General features: G+C 65.6%; 16 protein-coding genes. 7 read left to right on the forward strand and 9 right to left on the reverse strand.

The window, feature by feature from the left end:
- Positions 1-2: 2 nt before the first annotated feature.
- Genes EBBID32_RS03680 through EBBID32_RS03690 form a run of 3 tightly spaced genes read left to right on the forward strand, consistent with a single transcriptional unit; the run spans position 3 to position 4037 of the window.
- A complete protein-coding gene (locus EBBID32_RS03680) occupies positions 3-1511 on the forward strand; it encodes a class I adenylate-forming enzyme family protein (RefSeq protein ID WP_006950875.1) in 1509 nt (502 codons plus the stop codon).
- 1 nt (position 1512) lies between these two features.
- On the forward strand, positions 1513-2661 hold the full coding sequence (locus tag EBBID32_RS03685) for a CoA transferase (protein WP_037488583.1): 1149 nt from the start codon (positions 1513-1515) through the stop codon (positions 2659-2661).
- Positions 2556-4037 (forward strand): amidohydrolase family protein, encoded by a 1482-nt coding sequence (locus EBBID32_RS03690; protein ID WP_231382094.1) that lies wholly within the window; start codon positions 2556-2558, stop codon positions 4035-4037. Before EBBID32_RS03685 ends, EBBID32_RS03690 begins: the two co-directional genes overlap by 106 nt.
- Here the strand turns inward: EBBID32_RS03690 and EBBID32_RS03695 are convergent.
- Complete coding sequence (locus EBBID32_RS03695; protein WP_006950881.1) at positions 3999-4943, reverse strand: enoyl-CoA hydratase/isomerase family protein; 945 nt, start codon at positions 4941-4943, stop codon at positions 3999-4001. The two genes, EBBID32_RS03690 and EBBID32_RS03695, sit on opposite strands and share 39 nt — an antisense overlap.
- A 129-nt stretch (positions 4944-5072) precedes the next feature.
- On the opposite strand from EBBID32_RS03695, the gene EBBID32_RS03700 reads away from it, so the two are divergent.
- The 3 genes from EBBID32_RS03700 to EBBID32_RS03710 all read left to right on the forward strand — a co-directional run bounded on the left by EBBID32_RS03700 (position 5073) and on the right by EBBID32_RS03710 (position 8771).
- Entirely contained in the window at positions 5073-6581 is a 1509-nt protein-coding gene (locus EBBID32_RS03700; RefSeq protein ID WP_006950886.1) for a class I adenylate-forming enzyme family protein, read from the forward strand.
- A 77-nt stretch (positions 6582-6658) separates the two neighbouring features.
- Positions 6659-7486, forward strand: coding sequence for a helix-turn-helix domain-containing protein (locus tag EBBID32_RS03705; protein ID WP_006950889.1), 828 nt, complete (start codon positions 6659-6661; stop codon positions 7484-7486).
- The gene (locus EBBID32_RS03710; RefSeq protein WP_006950897.1) at positions 7479-8771 is read left to right on the forward strand and encodes an amidohydrolase family protein; all 1293 of its coding nucleotides are present in this window, start codon (positions 7479-7481) and stop codon (positions 8769-8771) included. Before EBBID32_RS03705 ends, EBBID32_RS03710 begins: the two co-directional genes overlap by 8 nt.
- 69 nt (positions 8772-8840) lie before the next feature.
- Here the strand turns inward: EBBID32_RS03710 and EBBID32_RS03715 are convergent, their stop codons facing one another.
- The 3 genes from EBBID32_RS03715 to alr are packed head-to-tail and all read right to left on the reverse strand — an operon-like array spanning position 8841 to position 11593.
- A complete protein-coding gene (locus EBBID32_RS03715) occupies positions 8841-9188 on the reverse strand; it encodes a RidA family protein (RefSeq protein ID WP_006950899.1) in 348 nt (115 codons plus the stop codon).
- 18 nt (positions 9189-9206) lie between these two features.
- On the reverse strand, positions 9207-10463 hold the full coding sequence (locus EBBID32_RS03720) for a D-amino acid dehydrogenase (protein ID WP_006950901.1): 1257 nt from the start codon (positions 10461-10463) through the stop codon (positions 9207-9209).
- Entirely contained in the window at positions 10460-11593 is a 1134-nt protein-coding gene (alr, locus tag EBBID32_RS03725) for an alanine racemase (RefSeq protein ID WP_037488587.1), read from the reverse strand. The genes EBBID32_RS03720 and alr overlap by 4 nt, the downstream gene beginning before the upstream one ends.
- A 117-nt stretch (positions 11594-11710) precedes the next feature.
- On the opposite strand from alr, the gene EBBID32_RS03730 reads away from it, so the two are divergent.
- Positions 11711-12175 carry an Lrp/AsnC family transcriptional regulator gene (locus EBBID32_RS03730; RefSeq protein WP_037488624.1) on the forward strand — a complete coding sequence of 155 codons (465 nt, stop codon included), beginning with the start codon at positions 11711-11713 and terminating at the stop codon, positions 12173-12175.
- Between the two features lie 96 nt (positions 12176-12271).
- Here the strand turns inward: EBBID32_RS03730 and EBBID32_RS03735 are convergent, their stop codons facing one another.
- The 5 genes from EBBID32_RS03735 to EBBID32_RS03755 are packed head-to-tail and all read right to left on the reverse strand — an operon-like array spanning position 12272 to position 18625.
- On the reverse strand, positions 12272-12943 hold the full coding sequence (locus EBBID32_RS03735; protein WP_006950907.1) for a cytochrome b/b6 domain-containing protein: 672 nt from the start codon (positions 12941-12943) through the stop codon (positions 12272-12274).
- Between the two features lie 11 nt (positions 12944-12954).
- Positions 12955-13452 (reverse strand): c-type cytochrome, encoded by a 498-nt coding sequence (locus EBBID32_RS03740; RefSeq protein WP_006950908.1) that lies wholly within the window; start codon positions 13450-13452, stop codon positions 12955-12957.
- Between the two features lie 29 nt (positions 13453-13481).
- Positions 13482-14849: an ankyrin repeat domain-containing protein gene (locus tag EBBID32_RS03745; RefSeq protein ID WP_006950910.1), complete on the reverse strand. Its 1368-nt coding sequence runs from the start codon at positions 14847-14849 to the stop codon at positions 13482-13484.
- Positions 14842-16182, reverse strand: a complete 1341-nt coding sequence (locus EBBID32_RS03750; RefSeq protein ID WP_006950911.1) for a DUF1552 domain-containing protein — start codon at positions 16180-16182, stop codon at positions 14842-14844. Before EBBID32_RS03750 ends, EBBID32_RS03745 begins: the two co-directional genes overlap by 8 nt.
- A 10-nt stretch (positions 16183-16192) precedes the next feature.
- Positions 16193-18625: a DUF1592 domain-containing protein gene (locus EBBID32_RS03755; RefSeq protein ID WP_006950912.1), complete on the reverse strand. Its 2433-nt coding sequence runs from the start codon at positions 18623-18625 to the stop codon at positions 16193-16195.
- Positions 18626-18894: the final 269 nt, after the last annotated feature.

An 18894-nucleotide genomic window follows, 5' to 3' on the forward strand; every position in this document is an offset into this window, starting at 1 on the left:
CCATGAACATCGCCCTCTTTCTGGAAATGGCCGCCGATACAGCACCCGACCGTATCGGGCTGGTCTGTGACGGCCAACGCTGGTCCTATGCCGATTTGCTTGCCGGGGCGCGCGGCGCGGCAGCGTTGATCCGTGACAGCGGCTGCGCCCATGTCGCGCTGCTCGACGAAAGCAGCGAGGCGGCGGCCATGGCGCTGTTTGGCGCGGCGCTGGCGGGCGTCCCCTATGTGCCGTTGAATTACCGGCTGGCCGACGCGGACCTGGGCGCATTGCTGGAACGGATCACCCCGGCGCTGATCGTGGGCGATGTCGATCGGGTAAGGCGGCTTTGCCCGACGGAAAGCAACATCGTGCTGACCCGCGCCGCCTTTGTCGAGGCCGCGCAGGCCCGCGCCGTCGATGCGCCGGCCGAGGGTGAGGATGGCGAGGGGATCGCGATCCAGCTGTTCACCAGCGGCACGACCGCCGCGCCCAAGGCGGCGATCCTGCGCCATGCCAATCTGGTGTCCTATATATTGGGGACGGTCGAGTTTGCTGCCGCGCCGGAAGAGGACGCCGCGCTGGTCAGCGTCCCGCCCTATCATATCGCGGGCATCGCCGCCCTGCTCAGCTCCATCTATGCGATGCGGCGCATATTGATGCTGCCCGCTTTCTCGCCCGAAGCCTGGCTCGATCTGGCCGCAGATGAGGGGGCGAGCAACGCCTTTGTCGTGCCGACAATGCTGGCACGGATCATCGAGACGATGGCGAAGGGGGGGGCGAAAGGCCGCCGGCCCGACCTGTCGGCCTTGCGCGCGATCGCTTATGGTGGCGGCAAGATGCCGACCGAATTGATCCATCAGGCGCTGGACCTGTTTCCCGCGACCGGCTTTACCAATGCCTATGGGCTGACCGAGACAAGCTCGACCATCGCCCTGCTGGGACCGGAGGAGCATCGCGCCGCCCATGGATCGGACGACCCAATCGTGCGGGCGCGGCTGGGATCGGTGGGACGGCCGCTGCCGACCGTGGAGATCGAGATTCGCGACGAGGATGGTGCGGTGCTGCCGCCCGGCCAAGCGGGCGAAATCTATGTGCGCGGCGAGCAGGTGTCGGGCGAATATCGCGAACGCAGTGCGCTGGACGCCGATGGCTGGTTTCCGACGCGCGACGCGGGTTATATCGACGCGGACGGCTATTTGTTCCTGTCGGGGCGCGCCGACGATGTGATCGTGCGTGGTGGCGAGAATATCTCGCCCGGCGAAATCGAGGATGTGGTTATGACCCATCCGGCGGTGGCCGAGGCCGCGGCGGTCGCGATTCCTTCGCACGAATGGGGCGAGGCGGTTGGGCTGATCGTCGTGCCGCGCGCGGGGCATGATGCACCGGGCGAGGAGGAATTGAAGCAGATGGTGCGCGCCCGTTTGCGATCCTCGCGCGTGCCGGAACGGGTGCTGTTCGCCGACGCCCTGCCCTATAATGAGATGGGCAAGCTGTTGCGGCGCGAGATCAAGAAGCTGTTTGCGGCCTGAAATGCGCCCGTTGACCCTGCCTCTGGCTGGCTGGGCCGAGGGGGAGTTGCGGGCGATGGGCATGCCTGCGGGGCTTTCCGGCGCGATGCTGATGGGTGAACGGGCGGCGCTGAACGGCTTTGCCGTGCCGGGGGTGGTGTCGGCGGGGGGCGGATGCCGCCTATATACGACGCGGGACGGGCATGTTGCGCTGACATTGGCGCGCGATGACGACCGGGCGATGCTGCCTGCGCTGTTTCAGGACGGGGAGCTTGACCCGGATGATGATGCGCAGATTGTAACGGCTTTTCGCGCATGTAGTGCCGATGCGCTGGTGGTGCAGGGGCGGATGCTGGGGCTGGCGATCGCACGCATGGGCGAGGTGCCGGTGTCGCCGCCCTGTCAGGTGACGGCGGATGGCGCGGCAAAAGTGCGGACGGGGCCGTTGCTGGTCGTTGACCTGTCGGCCTTGTGGGCGGGGCCGCTGGCCGCGCACCTCATAGGGCTGACCGGCGCGCAGGTGGTGAAGGTGGAGAGCCGCAACCGGCCCGACCGGATGCGCGAGGGCGATCCGGCGCTGTTTGCGCGGATCAATCAGGACAAGGCCAATGTCGCGCCGGACCTGCGCGATCGGGCGGATCGGGAGGCGTTGATCGCGCTCATCAGGCGTGCCGATGTGGTGATCGAGGCGGCGCGGCCACGTGCGTTGTGGCAGTTGGGGATCGACGCCGATGCGCTGGTGCGGGCGGTGCCGGGGCTGGTGTGGATGACGATCACCGGTCATGGCGCGACGGGTGAGGCGGGCGACTGGATCGGTTTTGGCGATGACGCCAGCGTGGCGGGCGGGGTGAGCGATGCGCTGAGGACGGCGAGCGGGCGAATCGGCTTTGGCGGGGATGCCTGCGCCGATCCGCTGACGGGCATCCATGCCGCACGACTGGCGCTGGAGCGGGTGCGTAACGGGCGGGCGGCGCGGATGATCCTGTCGATGAGCGCGATCGTCGCCATGGCGCTGGACAGCGAAAGGCGGCGCAACGAGAAGGCGCTGATGACGGATTTGCAGGCATGGGGCGCAGCGCAGGGGCAGGCTTTTCCAGCTACCGCCGTTCGTCCGGCCGGGCGCGTGGCGGCGATGGGGCAGAACAATGCCATCTGGCTGGCGCGATGCTGATACGGCGTGCCGAGATTGATAGGCAGACGCTGGCCGATGTGCGGATCGAAGGCGGGCGGATCGTGGCGGTCGGGCAGCTTGCGCCGGGGGGCGACGAGCGGGTGATCGACGCGGCGGGCGGCGCGTTGCTGCCGGGCCTGCATGACCATCATATCCATTGCGCCGCGCTGGCGGTGGCGCGCGTGTCGGTGGCGTGCGGGCCGCCCGATGTGCTGGATGAGGATGGTCTGGTGGCGGCGCTGGCACGACCCGGTGACGGCTGGCTGCGTGGCATTGGCTATCATGAGAGCGTCGCGGGGATGCTGGATGCGAGGCGGCTCGACCGCTGGACGGGGACGCGGCCGGTGCGGGTACAGCATCGGTCGGGGCGGATGTGGTTCCTGAACAGCGCGGCGATGGCGCTGTTGCAGGGCGATGGGCCGGTGCCGCCGGGGCTGGACCGGGCGAGCGGGCAATTGTTCGATGCCGACCCATGGCTGCGCGATCGGCTGGGCAGCGTGCCGCCGGATTTCACCGCGATCGGCGCGGAGCTGGCAGCGATGGGGGTGACGGGGGTGACAGATATGTCGCCCGCCAATGACGAGGCGATGGCGGCGCATTTTGCGGCAGAGCATGGCGCCGGGCGCCTGCCGCAGCGGGTGGTGCTGGCGGGAACGCTGGGGCTGACCGATACGCCGCCCCTGCCCGGCATCATGATCGGCCCGGCCAAGCTGCATCTGCACGAACAGGCGTTGCCCGATCTTGACGATTGCGTGGCTTTTCTGCGCGGCGGGCATGTGCGCGGGCGGGTGGCGGCGATCCATTGCACGACGCAGACCGAGCTGGTGTTCGCGCTGGCGGCGCTGGACGAGGCCGGGGTGATGTGCGGCGACCGGATCGAACATGCCGGGGTGACGCCCGACACACTGCTGGCGGACATAGCAAGGATGGGGCTGCATACCGTCAGCCAGCCCCATTTTATCGCCGAACGCGGTGACCGTTATCTGGCCGATGTCGATGCGCGCGACCGGCCCTTTCTCTACCGGCTGGGCGCGTTCATGCGGGCGGGCGTGGTGCTGGCGGGGGGGAGCGATGCGCCATTTGGTAGCGCCGATCCCTGGGCGGCGATGCGCGCGGCGGTGTCCCGGCGCACGGCAGCGGGCGCGCTGGTCGGGGTAGACGAGGCGCTGACGCCGGAGCAGGCGCGCGACCTGTTCCTGGCCGATCCGGTCGACCTGTCGCGCATCCGGCAGGTGGCGGTGGGGGCGACGGCGGACCTGTGCCTGCTGGATCGCGGCTGGGGCGAAGCGCGGAACCGGCTGGATGCGGGCGATGTCAGGCTGACGATGATCGGCGGGTCAATCGTCCATGAGTGCGTCGATCAGGCCCCAGTCTAGCGCGGTGGCGGCGCTGATCCGGCGGCCCGACAGGATCATCAGTGCCGCGCGTTGCCGCCCGATCCGGCGCGATACCGATACACAGCCGCCCGCGCCGGGGATGATGCCCATCGCCAGTTCGGGCAGGTGGAACCAGGCGCTGGGGCTGGCGGTCAGGCGGGTGGCGAAGGCCGCCATCTCCAGCGCGGAGCCGACGCAGGCACCCTGCACATGCACATCGAGCCGGTCGGCGCAGCCTATGATCGCATGGGCGGGGAGCGTCACCATACGGATGGCGTGGGCCGTGGCGGGATCGCGGGTGGTGCCGAATTCGGACAGGTCTGCGCCGACCGAGAAGCTGCGCCCCGCCCCGCGCAGGCTGATGCGGGCGATGTCGCGGTCCAGTGCCGCCAGATCGAACGCTTCGCGCAGGCCGTCGCGCATGGGGCGGTCGATTGCATTGTGGACGTGGGCGCGGTTGAGCGTGACGGTGAGTTGATCGTCCGTGCGGTCCAGCCTGACTGCGCCGGGCGGTGATGCGGGCGCGGGGGTGCGAGACGCAAGCCAGCGGGCGTGGCCTTCGCTGCCCTGAAGCAGGCCATAAGCGAGCGATTCGGCGACCAGCGCGGGCGCGGCATCCATGTCCTCAATCAGCCGCAACAGCTGAACCAGCACGGCGGCGACCTGAGGCTGGGCAGTGATGGCGGCAACGATCATGGGGAGGGACGCGGGCGCGTCGACCAGCAGATCGACGTCTTTGGCGCGGGGATGATCGGGGGTGCCGATGCCGATCAACGGACAGGGCGGCAAGTGCCAGGGGGTTGCGTTCTGCACCGCCGCGAGATCGACAATCGCATGGTCCGCGCCCTCCCCATCCCACGGGATCGTGAGCCGTTGCGGGTCGATCGGGGCGGTGGGTGGCGTCATTTGCGGCAAGCTAAGACCCCACGCCGATGTCGCAAACCATCATGTTCCATTCATCGCCATGGCGTTGCGCAGAATGGTTGGCGGCGGCCCCTGCCCTGCCCCACTATCGGGCGTGTCAGGGAGACAGGCATGAGTTTGCAGCAACGCAGCGCCGACGCCTTGCAGCGTGACCCGGCGCTGCCGGCGATCGAATTTGAAGGGCAGTGGCATGACTGGGGTGCGGTGCGCCAGGTTGCCGATGCCGTGCAGGCGGCGCTGGCCGCGAGCGGGATCGGCCCGGACGCGCCGGTTGCCTTCGTGCCGCGCAACCGGCCTGCGGCACTCGCCGCGCTGCTGGGGATGATGGCGCAGGGGCGCACGATCCGCATGATCTATGCCTTCCAGTCGGCAGGCGGGATCGCCCGCGATGTCGTGCGGACGGGCGGGTCAGCGCTGATCGCCTTTGCCGACGACCTGGGCAACGAGGTCATGGCTGCTGCGCGGGGCGAGGGCGTGGCTGTGATCGCGCTGGAGGGTATGGCGGCGATTCTGCGCAGCCCGGCGACGGGATCGGCCTGTGAGCGGAGCGGGCCTGACCAGCCGCAGATCGAGATATTGACCAGCGGCACCACCGGCCCGCCCAAGCCCTTTGCCGTGTCCTACGCCCTGATGGAACAGCATTTTCTGGGGTCACCGCTGACCCAAAGGCAGGGCGAGGATATCCTGTCCGCGCCGCCATTCCTGCTCTATTTTCCGATCGGCAATATTTCTGGCCTCTATTCCACCCTGCCAATGCTGATCCGGGGGCAGCGGATGCTGCTGCTGGAGCGGTTCACCATCGCCGCCTGGCACGACCATGTACTGCGCTATCGCCCGGCCCATGCCGGATTGCCACCCAGTAGCGTGCGCGGGGTGCTGGATGCTGATATTCCCGTCGCCGATCTGGCGTCGATCAAGGCGATCGGCTGCGGCGCGGCGCCGCTCGACCCCGGTGTGCAGCAGGCGTTCGAGGCGCATTATGGCATTCCCATCCTGCTATCCTATGGTGCCACCGAATTTGCCGGACCTGTCGCGATGATGACGGCGGAACTGCACGCAACATGGGGCAGCACCAAGCGCGGCACAGTTGGCCGGGCGATGGCGGGGGCGCAGCTGCGTATCGTGGATGCCGATAGTGGCGCGCCCTTGCCGACCGATATGCCCGGTTTGCTGGAGGTCATATCGCCGCGGATCGGCCCCGACTGGATTCGCACGTCGGACATGGCGCGGATCGACGCGGACGATTTCCTGTTCCTGCTGGGCCGGGCGGATGGGGCAATCATTCGGGGCGGGTTTAAACTGTTGCCCGAGTCGATCGAACAGGCGCTGATGCTGCACCCCGCAGTGGCCGAAGCGGCGGTCATCGGCCTGCCCGACGCACGGTTGGGGCAGGTTCCGGCGGCTGCGATCCGGCTGTCCCCAGCTGCTCCCTCGGTCGATGCCGACATGCTGGCGGAGCATGTCCGTGCCCATCTGCTGGCCACGCATGTCCCGGTGAAATGGCTGTTTTGTGCCGATTTCCCGCGCACGCCGTCGCTCAAGACTGATCGCCTGGCGCTTCGCTGCCTGTTTGATGAAACCGACAATGAGTCGGACAATGCCGCGATCGGCGTTACATAAACGAGAGTATCTCATTTTTAATTGACAGGCCCGCCGCGTTAGTGAACACTACTGTTCATAAACCGGAGGAGAGGACCATGGCTCAAGTCGAGTCCAACAAGGCTAAGATCGCCAAGCGCGTCATCGAAGTGCTCGAATTCTTCGATGAGGATCACCCCCAGGCTACCGTGATGGATATTGTCCGCCGGTTCGACCGTCCGCAGTCCAGCACGTCTGAACTGCTGTCGAGCCTTGTGGACCTTGGCCTGCTGCACAAGGATCCCTGTTCGCGTTCCTATTCACCCACCCCGCGCGCCGCGATGCTGGGGGCTGCCGTTCAGCCCAAGCTGGTGCGTGATGGCGCGCTCACGGGCCTGATCGACCGGTTGTCGGCGCAGACTGGCCTGGGCGTGGCCGTGTTCGGCATGGTCGGGCTGAAGGCGCAGGTATTCAACTGGCGCGTTGGCAAGCGGACCTTCCGCACGGCCGGTGCCGCCGGTTTCTGCGGTGGCCAGCAGGATCATCTGTCCGATAGCGCCGCTGGCTGGCTGTTGCTGTCGACCATCGCCCAGCCGCGTCGCGACGGCATGATCCGTCGCCTCAACGCCGAAGCGAGTGCCGATCGCAAATTCCTGCCCACCGAAATGGCGGCGCAGGTCCAGGCGTGCCGCGATCATGGCTTTGCCAGTGGCAAGGCCGGCTTTGGATCGATCGCCGACGTCACCGCCGTGCTGTTGCCCAACATGCCCGACGGACAGCCTCTGGCCATCGGCTTTGTCTATGAGCCGTCGGACCAGATCGATGCCGACAGCCTGCTGCGCACCTTGAACGAGGCCGTCCGTCGCTGCGTCGAGGAGCCGGCCCCCGCGCCGGTATCCCCGCTGTTCGATGCCAGCCGCCAGACGATGGAGATGAAGCATGGCTGATGTGAAGGACGCCAATGTAAAGGATGGGGCCGACGAGGAACTGGCCGCATCCGCCCGCAAATATTGGTCGGCCGAAGGCTATACCGAAGGCGGCGTCATCCGTGAGGTCGATTATGCGTCCCAGTCCGGCGGATTGGACCCGTCGCTGGCGGGCATCAAGATCGTCGATACTGACACCCACATTACCGAAGCGCCCGACCTGTTTACGTCGCGCGCACCGGCCAAATACAAGTCCAAGGTTCCCTATGTGAAGCTGGACGCCGATGGTGTGGAACGCTGGTATGTCGGTGACCGCAATTTCGGGTCGATGGGTGGCAATGTCATCCGCGCCGACAATAACAAGCTGCTGGGGCGGCTGGCCTTCCCCAAGCTGGAGCAGGCGCATCCGGGCGGTCATCTGATCAAGGAACGGTTGCAGGCGATGGACGATATGGGCGTCTATGCCCAGATCGGTTTCCAGAATTCGGGCGTAACCCAGGCCGGGTCGCTGATGTCGCTGGGCGATCCCGATCTCGCACTCGCCATCGTCCAGATGTATAATGACGCATCGGCCGAATATCAGCAGGTGTCGGGCAACCGCATCTTCAACATGGGGCATCTGCCCTTCTGGGACCAGAAGGCGCTGGAGACCGAAGCGCGCCGTTGTTACGACATGGGCCTTAAGGGCTTCGTCCTGCCCGATACGCCGGAACGTGTCGGCGTGCCGAGCTTCCTGCACGATTATTGGACGCCGTTCCTGGAGATGTGCGAAGCGACGGGCATGCCGCTCAACTTCCACCTCAATTCAGCGGTCGATCCCAATACGCTGACCTGGGAAGGCTTTGGCTTTGAACAGACGCTGTCGGTGGTAGCAACGATGTTCTCGATCGGCAATGCCGCGACGCTGGGCAACTGGATGGTGTCGGGACGGCTCGACCGTCATCCGAAGCTGAAGATCGGCCTCATCGAAAGCGGCATGGGCTGGCTGCCCTTCGCGATCGAAGCGCTGGAGCATCAGTTCAACGAGATGCTGCCGACCAAGAAAGGCCTGCTCAACAAGCGGCCATGGGAATATTTCCGCGACCATTTCTGGGTCACCTTCTGGTTCGAGAAGGTCGGTCCCAAGCTGCTGCTGGAAACAATCGGCGTCGACAAGGTGATGTTCGAGACCGATTTCCCGCATCCCACCTCGCTCTATCCCGGCGTACAGGCACATCTCGTCGATGTGCTGGGCGGCTATGATTATGCGGTGAAGAAGAAGGTGCTGCAGGACAACGCAACCACCATGTACAACCTGCCCTTCTGATCAGGGGCAAGACCGGGGCGCTCTGACCCTCTCCACAGAGCGCCCCGCTTTTTGTTGCGCCGTGCCCGATCAGGCGCGGGCGGCGGTGATGATCACTTCCACCTTATAGTCAGGTGTCGCCAGCTTCGCTTCGCCCGTGGCGCGGGTGGGGGCCGCAACGTCAGCGATCCAGGCATCCCAGACCGCATTCATTTCCGCAAAATCGGCCATGTCGGCCAGCCAGATGGTGGCGCGCAGGATATGCGCCTTGCTGCTGCCTGCCAGTGCGAGCAGTCGGTCGATTTCTTCGAGCGCAGCCTTGGTCTGGTTGGTCACGCTTTCGCCGGGCGCGCCGATCTGGCCGGCCAGATAGACGGTATCGCCATGGATGACGGCTTCGCTCATGCGCGGGCCAGTGTCGATGCGGGTAATGGTCATGCTATTTCTCCTTGAAAATCAGCGCTGGTAGCGTGCCAACGCCAGATCGGCGGTTTCGATGGCGGGGGCATGGCCGCCGATCAGGTCGGCGATCACCTGCCCCGATCCGCAGGCCATGGTCCAGCCCAGCGTGCCATGGCCCGTATTGAGGAACAGATTGTCGATCGGCGTCGCGCCGACGACCGGGGTGGAATCCGGCGTCATCGGCCGCAGCCCGCTCCAGAAAGTGGCTTTGGTCAGATCCCCTGCGCCGGGAAACAGCGTGCCGACACTATGGTCGAGCGTGTCGCGGCGCGCCTGTGGCAGGTCATTGGTGTAGCCCGATAGTTCAGCCATGCCGCCGACCCGGATGCGGTCGCCCAGTCGGGTGATCGCTACCTTGTAGCTTTCATCGAGCAGGGTCGAGACCGGGGCGGCTTCCGGCTGAACGATAGGGACGGTGATCGAATAGCCCTTCACCGGATAGACGGGCAGGCGCAGGCCAAGCGGGGCGAGCAGCAAAGGCGAGAAGCTGCCCATGGCGACAAGGTAGGCGTCGCCGGTGACCGGGCCATCGTCGGTGACGACATGGGCGATGCGTCCGGCTTCGCGCGCCAGTCCGTTGATGGTGCGGCCCATCAGAAACTGGACGCCGCGTGCCTTGGCCATCGCCGCCAGCGCGTTGGTGAATTTGAAACAGTCGCCCGTCTCGTCATTGGGGAGGCGCAGACCACCCGCGATCGGCGAAGCGCTGGCAGCCAGGCCCGGTTCGGCGGCGATGCATCCGGCGCGGTCCAGCACCTCGAACGGGACATTGTCAGCGCGCAGCACCTCAATATCCTTGGCGATGCCGTCGAGTTGCTTCTGTTCGCGGAACAGTTGCAGCGTACCCTGGCTGCGCTCGTCATAGCTGATGCCGGTGGCGGCGCGGAGCGCAATCAGCTGGTCGCGGCTATATTCGGCCAGCCGCACCATCCGCCCCTTGTTGATGCGATAGTCAGTCGCGTTGCAGTTGCCGAGCATGGCGATCATCCAGCGCAGCATCGCCATATCGACATTTGGGCGCAGGATCAGGGGGGCGTGCTGCATGAACAGCCAGCGAAGTGCCTTGGCCGGGATGCCGGGCGCGGCCCAGGGGGAGGCATAGCCGGGCGAGATTTCCCCGGCATTGGCGAAGCTGGTTTCCTGCGCCACGCCGGTCTGGCGGTCGATCAGCACGACTTCATGCCCTGCCTGCGAGAGATACCAGGCGGAGGTGACGCCGATGACCCCGCCGCCCAAGATGACGACCTTCATGCCATGATGCTCCTGTCGGGGGTGGCGACCGGCGCGGGCAGATAGGTGCGCGCATAACGGTGGCCGAGCCGGGTCAATATTTCGTAGCTGATCGTGCCGGCCTGCGCCGCGACATCGTCAATCGTCTGGTGCGGGCCGATCAGTTCGACCGGGGCACCGGCACGGAGCACAGCATCAGGCACGTCGGTGACATCGAGCGCCATACTGTCCATCGATACCCGCCCGACGATCGGCACGCGCACCCCGGCAATATAGGCGCTGCCCCGGTTGCTCAGGTGGCGCGGCCAGCCATCGGCATAGCCAACCGACACGGTCGCGACGCGCGAAGGGCGATCGAAACGGTGAGTCAGGCCATATCCGACCCCTGCCCCAGCATCGACGGTGCGCAACTGGACGATAGTGGCATCGAGCGCGACGACGGGCTGCATCGGGTTGGGCTGGCCATGCGGTGCGCCACCATAGAGGGCGATTCCGGCGCGGACGATATCGCCATGCCCCACGCCTGCCGTCATCGCGCCGCCCGAATTGTCAATCGAGCGCGGGACGCCGGGAAACTGGTGGGCGATGGCGTTGAACGTGGTGCGCTGTTGCACGTTGAACCCGTCATCGGGATCATCGGCGCAGGCGAGGTGGGTCATGACCAGCAGCAGGTCGATACCAGCCAGCCGCTCCGGCGACACGCGCAGGGTTGCAAGGTCATCCGCGGTCAGGCCGAGACGGGCCATGCCGCTGTCGACCTGGATCACGCCGGGCAGGGCGCGGTGCAGTGTGCGGGCAAGCGCGGCCCAGCCGTCGATCTGCTCCAGCGAATTGAGGATCGGGACCGCGCCGATCGCGGCACAATCGGCTTCCGTGCCGGGATAGAGACCGTTGAGGACGTACAGGGTCGCATCGGACGGCAGATGCGGTTGCAAGGTTGCCGCTTCGCACAGATGGGCGACGAAGAAGTGGCGGCAGCCTGCGGCATATAGAGATGTCGATACCGGGACGGCACCCAGGCCATAGGCGTCAGCCTTGACCACGCCAGCCACGCTGGCGGGCGCGACCTGCTGGGCGATCAGTCGATAATTGGCCACCAGCGCGCCAAGGTCGATGCGCAAGCGTCCCGCCGTCCCATGCTGCATGGCCATTCCCTTCCCGATGCCCCAGCATGATAAAACACGTTTGTGCGAATATCCATGCAATCAGCAGATGATCATTCGATATTTTCCGCTTATATGGCATATCGTTTCAGTGGATTTGAACATATGGCCATGTCCTTCGACAATATGGATCGCGCGATTCTGCGCCTGCTCAAGCTGAACGCGCGGCGATCCAATGCCGAGATCGCGGCGGAGGTCGGCCTGTCGCCGTCTGCCTGCCACCGGCGTATCCGCCAACTGGAAGCGGGGGGTTATATTCGTGGCTATACGGTGGTCGCAGGGGGACGGGACGATAATAGCCTGGTCAATGTGCTGGTCCAGGTGACGCTGGATCGGCAGACCGAGGACCATCTCGCCCGCTTTGAACATGCGGTGCGGCAATGCCCGGAAATCCGCGAATGTTTCCTGATGACCGGCGCGGTCGATTATTGGCTGCGGGTGGAGGCGGACAGCGTCGACGCCTATGAACGCATCCATAGCGAAATATTGTCGCGTATGCCCGGCGTCACCCGGATCAATTCCAGCATCGCCATGCGCGACGCGCTGCGCCCGCGCCGTAACAAGGGATGATCAGCCCGCGCGAATTTCTGTCGCTGGGGCATCCGGCCGAGGGGCGATTTCCGGCGCGCGGCCATGTCGCCATTATAATGGGGTAACCGATCTCGCCTAGCGAAAGCCGATTGCCCAGACGCAGGCGGCGGCGATGAGCAGGCCGACAAGCGCTTTCCAGGCTGACCCGGAGGGAAGATCCTTTGTCTCCTCAACCGGCATGGTGCCGCGGCCATGGATCATCGGGCCGATCAGATTGTGGCGCAGGCGCAGCAGATAATAGAGGATCGCAACGATGTGAAGCGCGACCAGCGCGAGGAGCAAGTTGAACAACAGGCCATGCAGATCAGCGGCGACGCGCCCCTGATCAAAGCTGACATAGTTTGCGAGAGGACCCGATTCCAGACCGTCCACATCCACGGCAAACAGGCCTGCCGTCACCATCGCCACCAGGCTGACGAGCATCAGCAATACGCTCCAGCCGCCGACCGGATTATGACCTGCCGTGGCGCGATAAGAGCGTGTCCTGAGATGGCCCAAATAGGCGAAGGCAGCGCGCGGGCTGCGCACGAAATGGCCGAAACGCGCCGTCCCACTGCCCACAAAGCCCCAATAGAGGCGAAAGATCAGCAGGAAGAGAATAGCGTAGCCCGACAGGCGGTGCCATTCCATCTCATGCCGTTCGCCGCTCCACCAGGAAAAGCCCAGCAGGGCGACGAGCAGCCAGTGAAATAGCCGGATATAGATATCCCAGACAAGCAGGCGGCGGGATGGGGCGTCGGTCGACATGGCGGGATCGTTCAGCTGTCGGCGCGGAACTGGCGATGGCAGGCGGCGCAGGTGGCCCCGGTCGCCTTGGCCTGCGCGCGGATGGCATCGGCAGTGCCGCTGTTGGCGGTGGATACCAGCTTGCCGGATTCGGCGATCAGTTTCGCCATCTGTCCGTCAAAGGTCGCGCGATCGGTCCAGATATTGGGGAGCGCGTCGGTGGGTGCGCCCGCCGTCGGGCCGCTGCCCGCCGGGAAGAGCCGGGGTTGTTCGCGCGCAGTGGCGGCGATCATCTGCGCTGCCGCGACCATCGTGGCTTTCACCGGGGTGCCGCTTTTGAGCTGGTCGTTCAGCGCCTTCATCGCCGCGCCCATTTTCTTGTAGCCCGCCTGGCGCGCGGCTATCGCAGCTTTGGGCGCGGGCGCTGCGGCGGGGGCAGCGGTCAATGATCCCGCCAGCACGGGCAGCGCGACGAGAGAAATACCCGACAGCGCGAGCATCGGGCGGCGGAAAGCTGGCGATATGGTCATGCGATGATCTACCCTGCGTGTTTTGCTGTTCAATGTTCAGGAACGGTCTGCGGCGCGGCGCCCGCCATCTTCACCGACGTCTTGTCGGGAAAGACCGTGCGAAAAATCTGTTTCACTTGCGTGAGGCCGCCGTCGGCCATCTGGGCGGCGGTCGCGCCATATTTGCTGGGGATGTCGGTGCGCGCGCCATGGGCTGCGAGGATTTTCAGCATCGCTTCCAGCTCCGGCTGGACACCGCCAGCCACCAGCCAGTGAAGCGCGGTCATGCCATTTGCCCCAGCGACATTCACGTCGGGTGCCAGCGACAGGGCATAGTCGAGCGTCGCTGTGCTGCCCCCGCGCGCGGACGCCAGCACGACGTTGGTGCCGTCCGCCGTGACGAAGCGGGGGTCGGCCCCGGCGGCCAGCAACAATGCCATCGCATCCTTGCGGCCATTGGCGGCGGCGATCAGCAGCGGCGGCGTGGGGGGCACGGGCGGCGGGGGAACGCCGAAATTGGCTTCGGTCACCCATGTGATCCGCGATGGACCGGTCAGGCCGTTGGGATCAGCGCCCTTGGCCAGCAGCAGGCGGATGAGATTGATGTCTCCGCCCGCTGCGGCACCATGGAGCAATTGCTCCCCGGTCCTGTCCCGCTCGACCACGTCCACGCCATACGGCACCAACAGAGCGGCGGCCGCGTAATTTTTCTGATAGAGCGCAAGCTGAGCGGCGCTGGTGTTTTCCGGGCCGCGATAGGCGCTGTCCGCGCCTGCGGCGAGCAGTGCCTGCGTGGCCGAGACAATGCCGCTCTTGATCGCGAAGAAGAGAGGCGTGAAGTCGCCCTTCGACACGCGGTTGGGATTTGCGCCAGCCTTTAGCAACAAGGCAATCGCTTCGGTCCGTCCGGCGGCGGCGGCCCACATCAGCGGCGTCTGGCCGCGACTGTCGATTCGGTCTGGGGCCGCGCCCATGGCCAGCATCCGTGCGACGGCGTCGGCGGGACCATAGCGGGCGCAGACGGCGAGCGGGGTCGTGCCGTCCGCCCGCGCCACGCGGACATCGGCGCGCGCGTCGAGCAATTGCGCGACGATTGCTGGCTCCCCCAGTTCGCAGGCGAGCGCCAGCGGCGTCACGCCGTCCTGATCGGCGCTGTTGACGCTCGCGCGCGCCGTCAGCAGCGCGGCGACAATGGCCGGATTCTGGACGTTCACTGCCCAACTGAGCGGCGTCGCGCCGAAGGCTAGCCTTTGGTCTGGATCGGCCGGCTCGGCCAGCGCTGCCTCAACCCCCGCCACGTCATTCGCGACGATCGCCCGCGCCAGCCCTTCGTCCTTCTGCGGCGCACGCGCCTGCGCCATGCCGCAACCGGCCAGCAGCGCCAGCAGGGCAAGGAAGGGGCGGGCGCGATCAGGCACTGGTCAGCGCCGTGAACGGGCCGTCACTGTCGCCGAAGCGGGTCGCTGGCACATCAAGCACATGCAGCGCGCTCAGCAGCAGATTGGACATGGTCGTGCCCTTTGGCGCGACGATATGCCGGTCGCCCGGCACCAGCCCGCCTGCGACGATGACGGGCAGGTCCATATGATCATGCTCATTGGGATCGCCAAAGGCCGATCCGCGCAGCACGAGGGTCCGGTCCAGCAGCGATCCTTCGCCGTCCTTTACCGCCTTCATCCGGTCCAGATAATAAGCGAAATATTCCATATGATGCCGGTTGATGCGCGCCAGCTTCGCCATTTTTTCCGGGTTGTTGCCATGATGGCTGAGCATATGATGCGAATCCGGCACGCCGATTTCGGGATAGGTGCGGTTGCTGAGTTCGCGGCCGATCATGAAGCTGCCGATACGGGTGATGTCGGCCTGCATCGCCAACACCTGAAGGTCGATCATCAGACGGACATGCGCGTCGAAACTGTCGGGGATGCCCGCAGGCCGTTCCAGACCGGCGCTTTGGGCGCCGCCGCCCGACGCGATCGCGCGCTGGATACGACGTTCGATGTCGCGGGTCGCTTCCAGATATTCGTCGAGCTTGTGGCGGTCCTCCATCCCCAGCACGCCGCTCAGCCGGGCGCTGTCGTCCATCACGAAATCGAGGATACTCGATTGCCGCCGCAACTGGGCCAGGCGGCTTTTGGCGTCCAGCGCGTCGCCATCGCCGAACAATCGCTCGAACACGTCGCGCGGATTGGCGGTGACGGGCAGTGGCACGGTGGGGTTCCGCCAGCTGATGCCGTTGGTGTAGGCACAGCTATAGCCGATGTCGCAACTGCCGAGCAGGCTGGCCTGGTCGATGCCCAGTTCCAGCGAGCTGAGCGGGGTCGCGTCGCCCAGATGATCGGCATAGGCCTGATCGACCGAAATACCGCAGCGTATGTCGGTCCCCTCGGTCTGACGGACATGGACCCCGGTGATGAAGGCGGGACAGGATCGGCCATGCCCGGCGGGACGGTCCCCCATCGCCGCCGCGCTGGGGTGGCCAAGGCCGGTCACGACGCTGATCTGCGCGCGATGCGGCGCCAGAGGCTCCAGCGTGGGCGGCAGCGTGAAGCCCGGTCCCTGCGTCGCGGGCAGAAACTGGTTCATCATCATGCCGTTGGGGGAATAGAAAATCTGGAGCCGCTTGGGCCGGGCCGCGACGTCGGCGGCCTTCGCCGATGGCATCATCGCTTCCAGAAATGGCAGCGCCATGGTCGTGCCTGCGCCGCGCAGCAGGGTACGGCGGCTAAGCGGTTTGCGCAGGATGATCATCTTGCTCCCCTCATTGACCGGTTGTCCTTCGCAGGGTGAAGGGCGCGCTATGCACGATCCCCTTGATGACTGTCTGGATGCGATAGCCATCGGCGGCGGCGCTGCGGCCGATGGTGCGGATGGCGGGCATGTCGCGCGCATCCACCCCGCGGGCCAGCGCATAGGTCAGCAGCCTTTCGGTAAAGGCGCTGGCAAACTCGTCCTTCTGCGTCAGCAATATCCGCTTCAGCCCCGAGAGCCCGGCAAATTGGGTGCCATCGGGCATCCGCGCCGACACGTCGATGGGCTGGCCCGCATCCTTTTGCCGGAAAGCGCCGATCGCGTCGAAATTTTCGAGGCTAAAGCCCAGCGGGTCCATCTTCACATGGCAGGCGGCACAGGCCGGGCTTTTGCGATGCAGCTCCAACTGCTCGCGCGCGGTCAGCAGGCGGCCGTCATGCTTGTCCTGCAAGGCGGGCACATCGGGCGGTGGCGGGGGTGGCGAGGCGGCGAGCAGATTGTCGAGAATCCACTTGCCCCGCTTCACGACGGACGTGTGATTGCCATAGGAGGTGACGGTGAGGATGCTCGCCTGCCCCAGCAACCCGCCACGATTGGACGCCGGGTCCAGGCTGACCCGGCGCATGGCGGTGCCGGTGACGCCGCCAATGCCATAATGCTCGGCCAGCCGCTGGTTGAGGAAGGTATAGTCCGCCGCGATGAAATCCAGCAGGCTGCGGTTGGTGCGCAGAACATAGCTGAAGAACATTTCCGTCTCACGCGCCATGGCGCTGCGCAAACGGGTGTCGAATTTGGGAAAAACGGTGATGTCGGGGCGCTGCTGGTCCAGATTGCGCAGATAGAGCCACTGGCCCGCGAAATTGCTGGTCAGCGCCTGCGCGCGCGGATCGGCCAGCATCCGCGTGACTTGCGCGTCCATGACACCCGGCTTCTGTAGCTGTCCGGTTTCGGCCAGGTGCAGCAGGGTTTCATCGGGGATGCTGCTCCACAGGAAGAAGGACAGGCGCGAGGCAAGTTCAAGGTCGGTCAGGCGACGGACGCCGCCCGCCTTGCTACCCGGCGGATCCCGTTCGACGAGGAACAGGAAGTGCGGCGACACAAGAATCGCCTCCACCGCCGCCTCCACCCCATGTTCAAAGTCCGACTGGGCGCGCTCGGTCGCATAGACCCGCATCAGCGGGGTGAGGTCGCTGTCGGTCACCGGACGGCGATAAGCGCGGCGGGCAAGCGACGCGACGATCTGCCGGGCACAGCTTGTTTCGGCGGTGGTGCGCGCGGGCTTGCACAGGTAGATGCGATCGCGGCTGGGCGTTCTGCCGACGCCCTTGGGTGAAAATGGCCCGGCCACGTCGATCTGGAGGACGTCGCGGGGAAAATTCTGCTGCGAATAGCGCGGCGACATGCGGTAGGATGGGACGTCGATCGACTTTACGCGCACGCCATCGACCGAAACGTCCATGGGCAACATCACCGGCGGGGCGGTCGGCACCGGCACCTTGTCGAGATCGTTGCGCAGCGTCTGGACGCTTTCGTCGGGCGCGATCTGGCGGCGGAAGGACAGGCCGATGACATGCGCCCCGGCTTTCAGCGGCACGCGGACGCTGACCTTGTCCTCCTTCTGCCGGTCGGTTTCATTATTGGTGTTGGCGTTCAGCCAGCCGCTAATCTCGTAGGTCGCATCGTAACGGGCATAATAAGTGAACGCCCCGCCGCCGCGCGAACCGAGCGGCAGGTCGTCGCTGGCACGTTCATTATAGGCGGGGCGACCGGCGTTCATGACCGATCCATCCTTGGGCACTTCATAGGATGTGACGAATTCCCGCCGGGACGTGAGGCCGGTCGCCATGCGCCCGACCTTTCCCGCGACCGCGATATAACGGTCCATCAAAGTCGGCGAGACGCTGAGGACATCGGCGATATTGTCGAAGCCATAGCCCGAATTATCCTGCGGCAATTCGCGGCTGACATCGACCTTGAGCGCCAGCAGGTCGCGAACGGCATTGGCATATTCGACGCGGTTCAGGCGGCGGATGGTGGCGCGGCCGGGATCGGGATGCTGGGCGGCATAGGCATCCAGCCCGTTTTCCAGCCACTGGACGAAGGCGGCCCTGGCAGCAGGCGTCGGCTGCGGCTTGTTAAGCGGCGGCATTTCGCCCTGACGGGTGCGGCGCAGCACCTTTTCCCAGATGTCCATATTCGTGCCGTGCAGCAGATCGCCATTGCGCACATCGTCGAGCGAGAGATTGGCGATCTTGTCGCTATCGTTGTGGCAGCGTGCGCAATAGTCGCCCAGGATCGCTGGTGTAGCGTCGGGCGCAGTGTGGGCGGCAGCGGTGGGCAGTGGCGGCACCTCGTCAGGCCGCGCCAGAACCGACGCTGCCGCCGCCAGCGCACTGAGCGCCAGGATGCAACTGGGCAAAGTCGGATGCCAGTTCAGGCCCATTCATTACGATCCTATATCCCGCGAGCAGTCGTGCGCCGCCCCCTTCACCCTGCCATGACGTTCGGCGGCTCATCGTCCGCCGTGCGTCCATGCAAATCGGGTATGATCCTGGGCCTATGGCGGATTCCGCCTTGCGTCCATTGCCGTTAACGGGACGGCGGAATCGCAAAATTAGGCCACCCCGGTGAGCCGCCCCGTGCGCCAGAGCGCTCTGATTTTCGCAACGGGACGTCCACAATATCGTCATTGAACATTGCGGGCGTCGTCGC

It is taken from the genome of Sphingobium indicum BiD32, from assembly GCF_000382885.1.
In the GTDB taxonomy this organism is placed as follows: domain Bacteria; phylum Pseudomonadota; class Alphaproteobacteria; order Sphingomonadales; family Sphingomonadaceae; genus Sphingobium; species Sphingobium japonicum_C.

What these genes read in the sequence shown, in the direction of transcription:
- EBBID32_RS03680 (WP_006950875.1), top strand. Translation starts at nt 3, where the DNA reads ATGAACATCGCCCTCTTTCTGGAAATGGCCGCCGATACAGCACCCGAC.
- EBBID32_RS03685 (WP_037488583.1), top strand. Translation starts at nt 1,513, where the DNA reads ATGCGCCCGTTGACCCTGCCTCTGGCTGGCTGGGCCGAGGGGGAGTTG.
- EBBID32_RS03690 (WP_231382094.1), top strand. Translation starts at nt 2,556, where the DNA reads ATGGGGCGCAGCGCAGGGGCAGGCTTTTCCAGCTACCGCCGTTCGTCC.
- EBBID32_RS03695 (WP_006950881.1), bottom strand. Translation starts at nt 4,943, where the DNA reads ATGACGCCACCCACCGCCCCGATCGACCCGCAACGGCTCACGATCCCG.
- EBBID32_RS03700 (WP_006950886.1), top strand. Translation starts at nt 5,073, where the DNA reads ATGAGTTTGCAGCAACGCAGCGCCGACGCCTTGCAGCGTGACCCGGCG.
- EBBID32_RS03705 (WP_006950889.1), top strand. Translation starts at nt 6,659, where the DNA reads ATGGCTCAAGTCGAGTCCAACAAGGCTAAGATCGCCAAGCGCGTCATC.
- EBBID32_RS03710 (WP_006950897.1), top strand. Translation starts at nt 7,479, where the DNA reads ATGGCTGATGTGAAGGACGCCAATGTAAAGGATGGGGCCGACGAGGAA.
- EBBID32_RS03715 (WP_006950899.1), bottom strand. Translation starts at nt 9,188, where the DNA reads ATGACCATTACCCGCATCGACACTGGCCCGCGCATGAGCGAAGCCGTC.
- EBBID32_RS03720 (WP_006950901.1), bottom strand. Translation starts at nt 10,463, where the DNA reads ATGAAGGTCGTCATCTTGGGCGGCGGGGTCATCGGCGTCACCTCCGCC.
- alr (WP_037488587.1), bottom strand. Translation starts at nt 11,593, where the DNA reads ATGGCCATGCAGCATGGGACGGCGGGACGCTTGCGCATCGACCTTGGC.
- EBBID32_RS03730 (WP_037488624.1), top strand. Translation starts at nt 11,711, where the DNA reads ATGGCCATGTCCTTCGACAATATGGATCGCGCGATTCTGCGCCTGCTC.
- EBBID32_RS03735 (WP_006950907.1), bottom strand. Translation starts at nt 12,943, where the DNA reads ATGTCGACCGACGCCCCATCCCGCCGCCTGCTTGTCTGGGATATCTAT.
- EBBID32_RS03740 (WP_006950908.1), bottom strand. Translation starts at nt 13,452, where the DNA reads ATGACCATATCGCCAGCTTTCCGCCGCCCGATGCTCGCGCTGTCGGGT.
- EBBID32_RS03750 (WP_006950911.1), bottom strand. Translation starts at nt 16,182, where the DNA reads ATGATCATCCTGCGCAAACCGCTTAGCCGCCGTACCCTGCTGCGCGGC.
- EBBID32_RS03755 (WP_006950912.1), bottom strand. Translation starts at nt 18,625, where the DNA reads ATGGGCCTGAACTGGCATCCGACTTTGCCCAGTTGCATCCTGGCGCTC.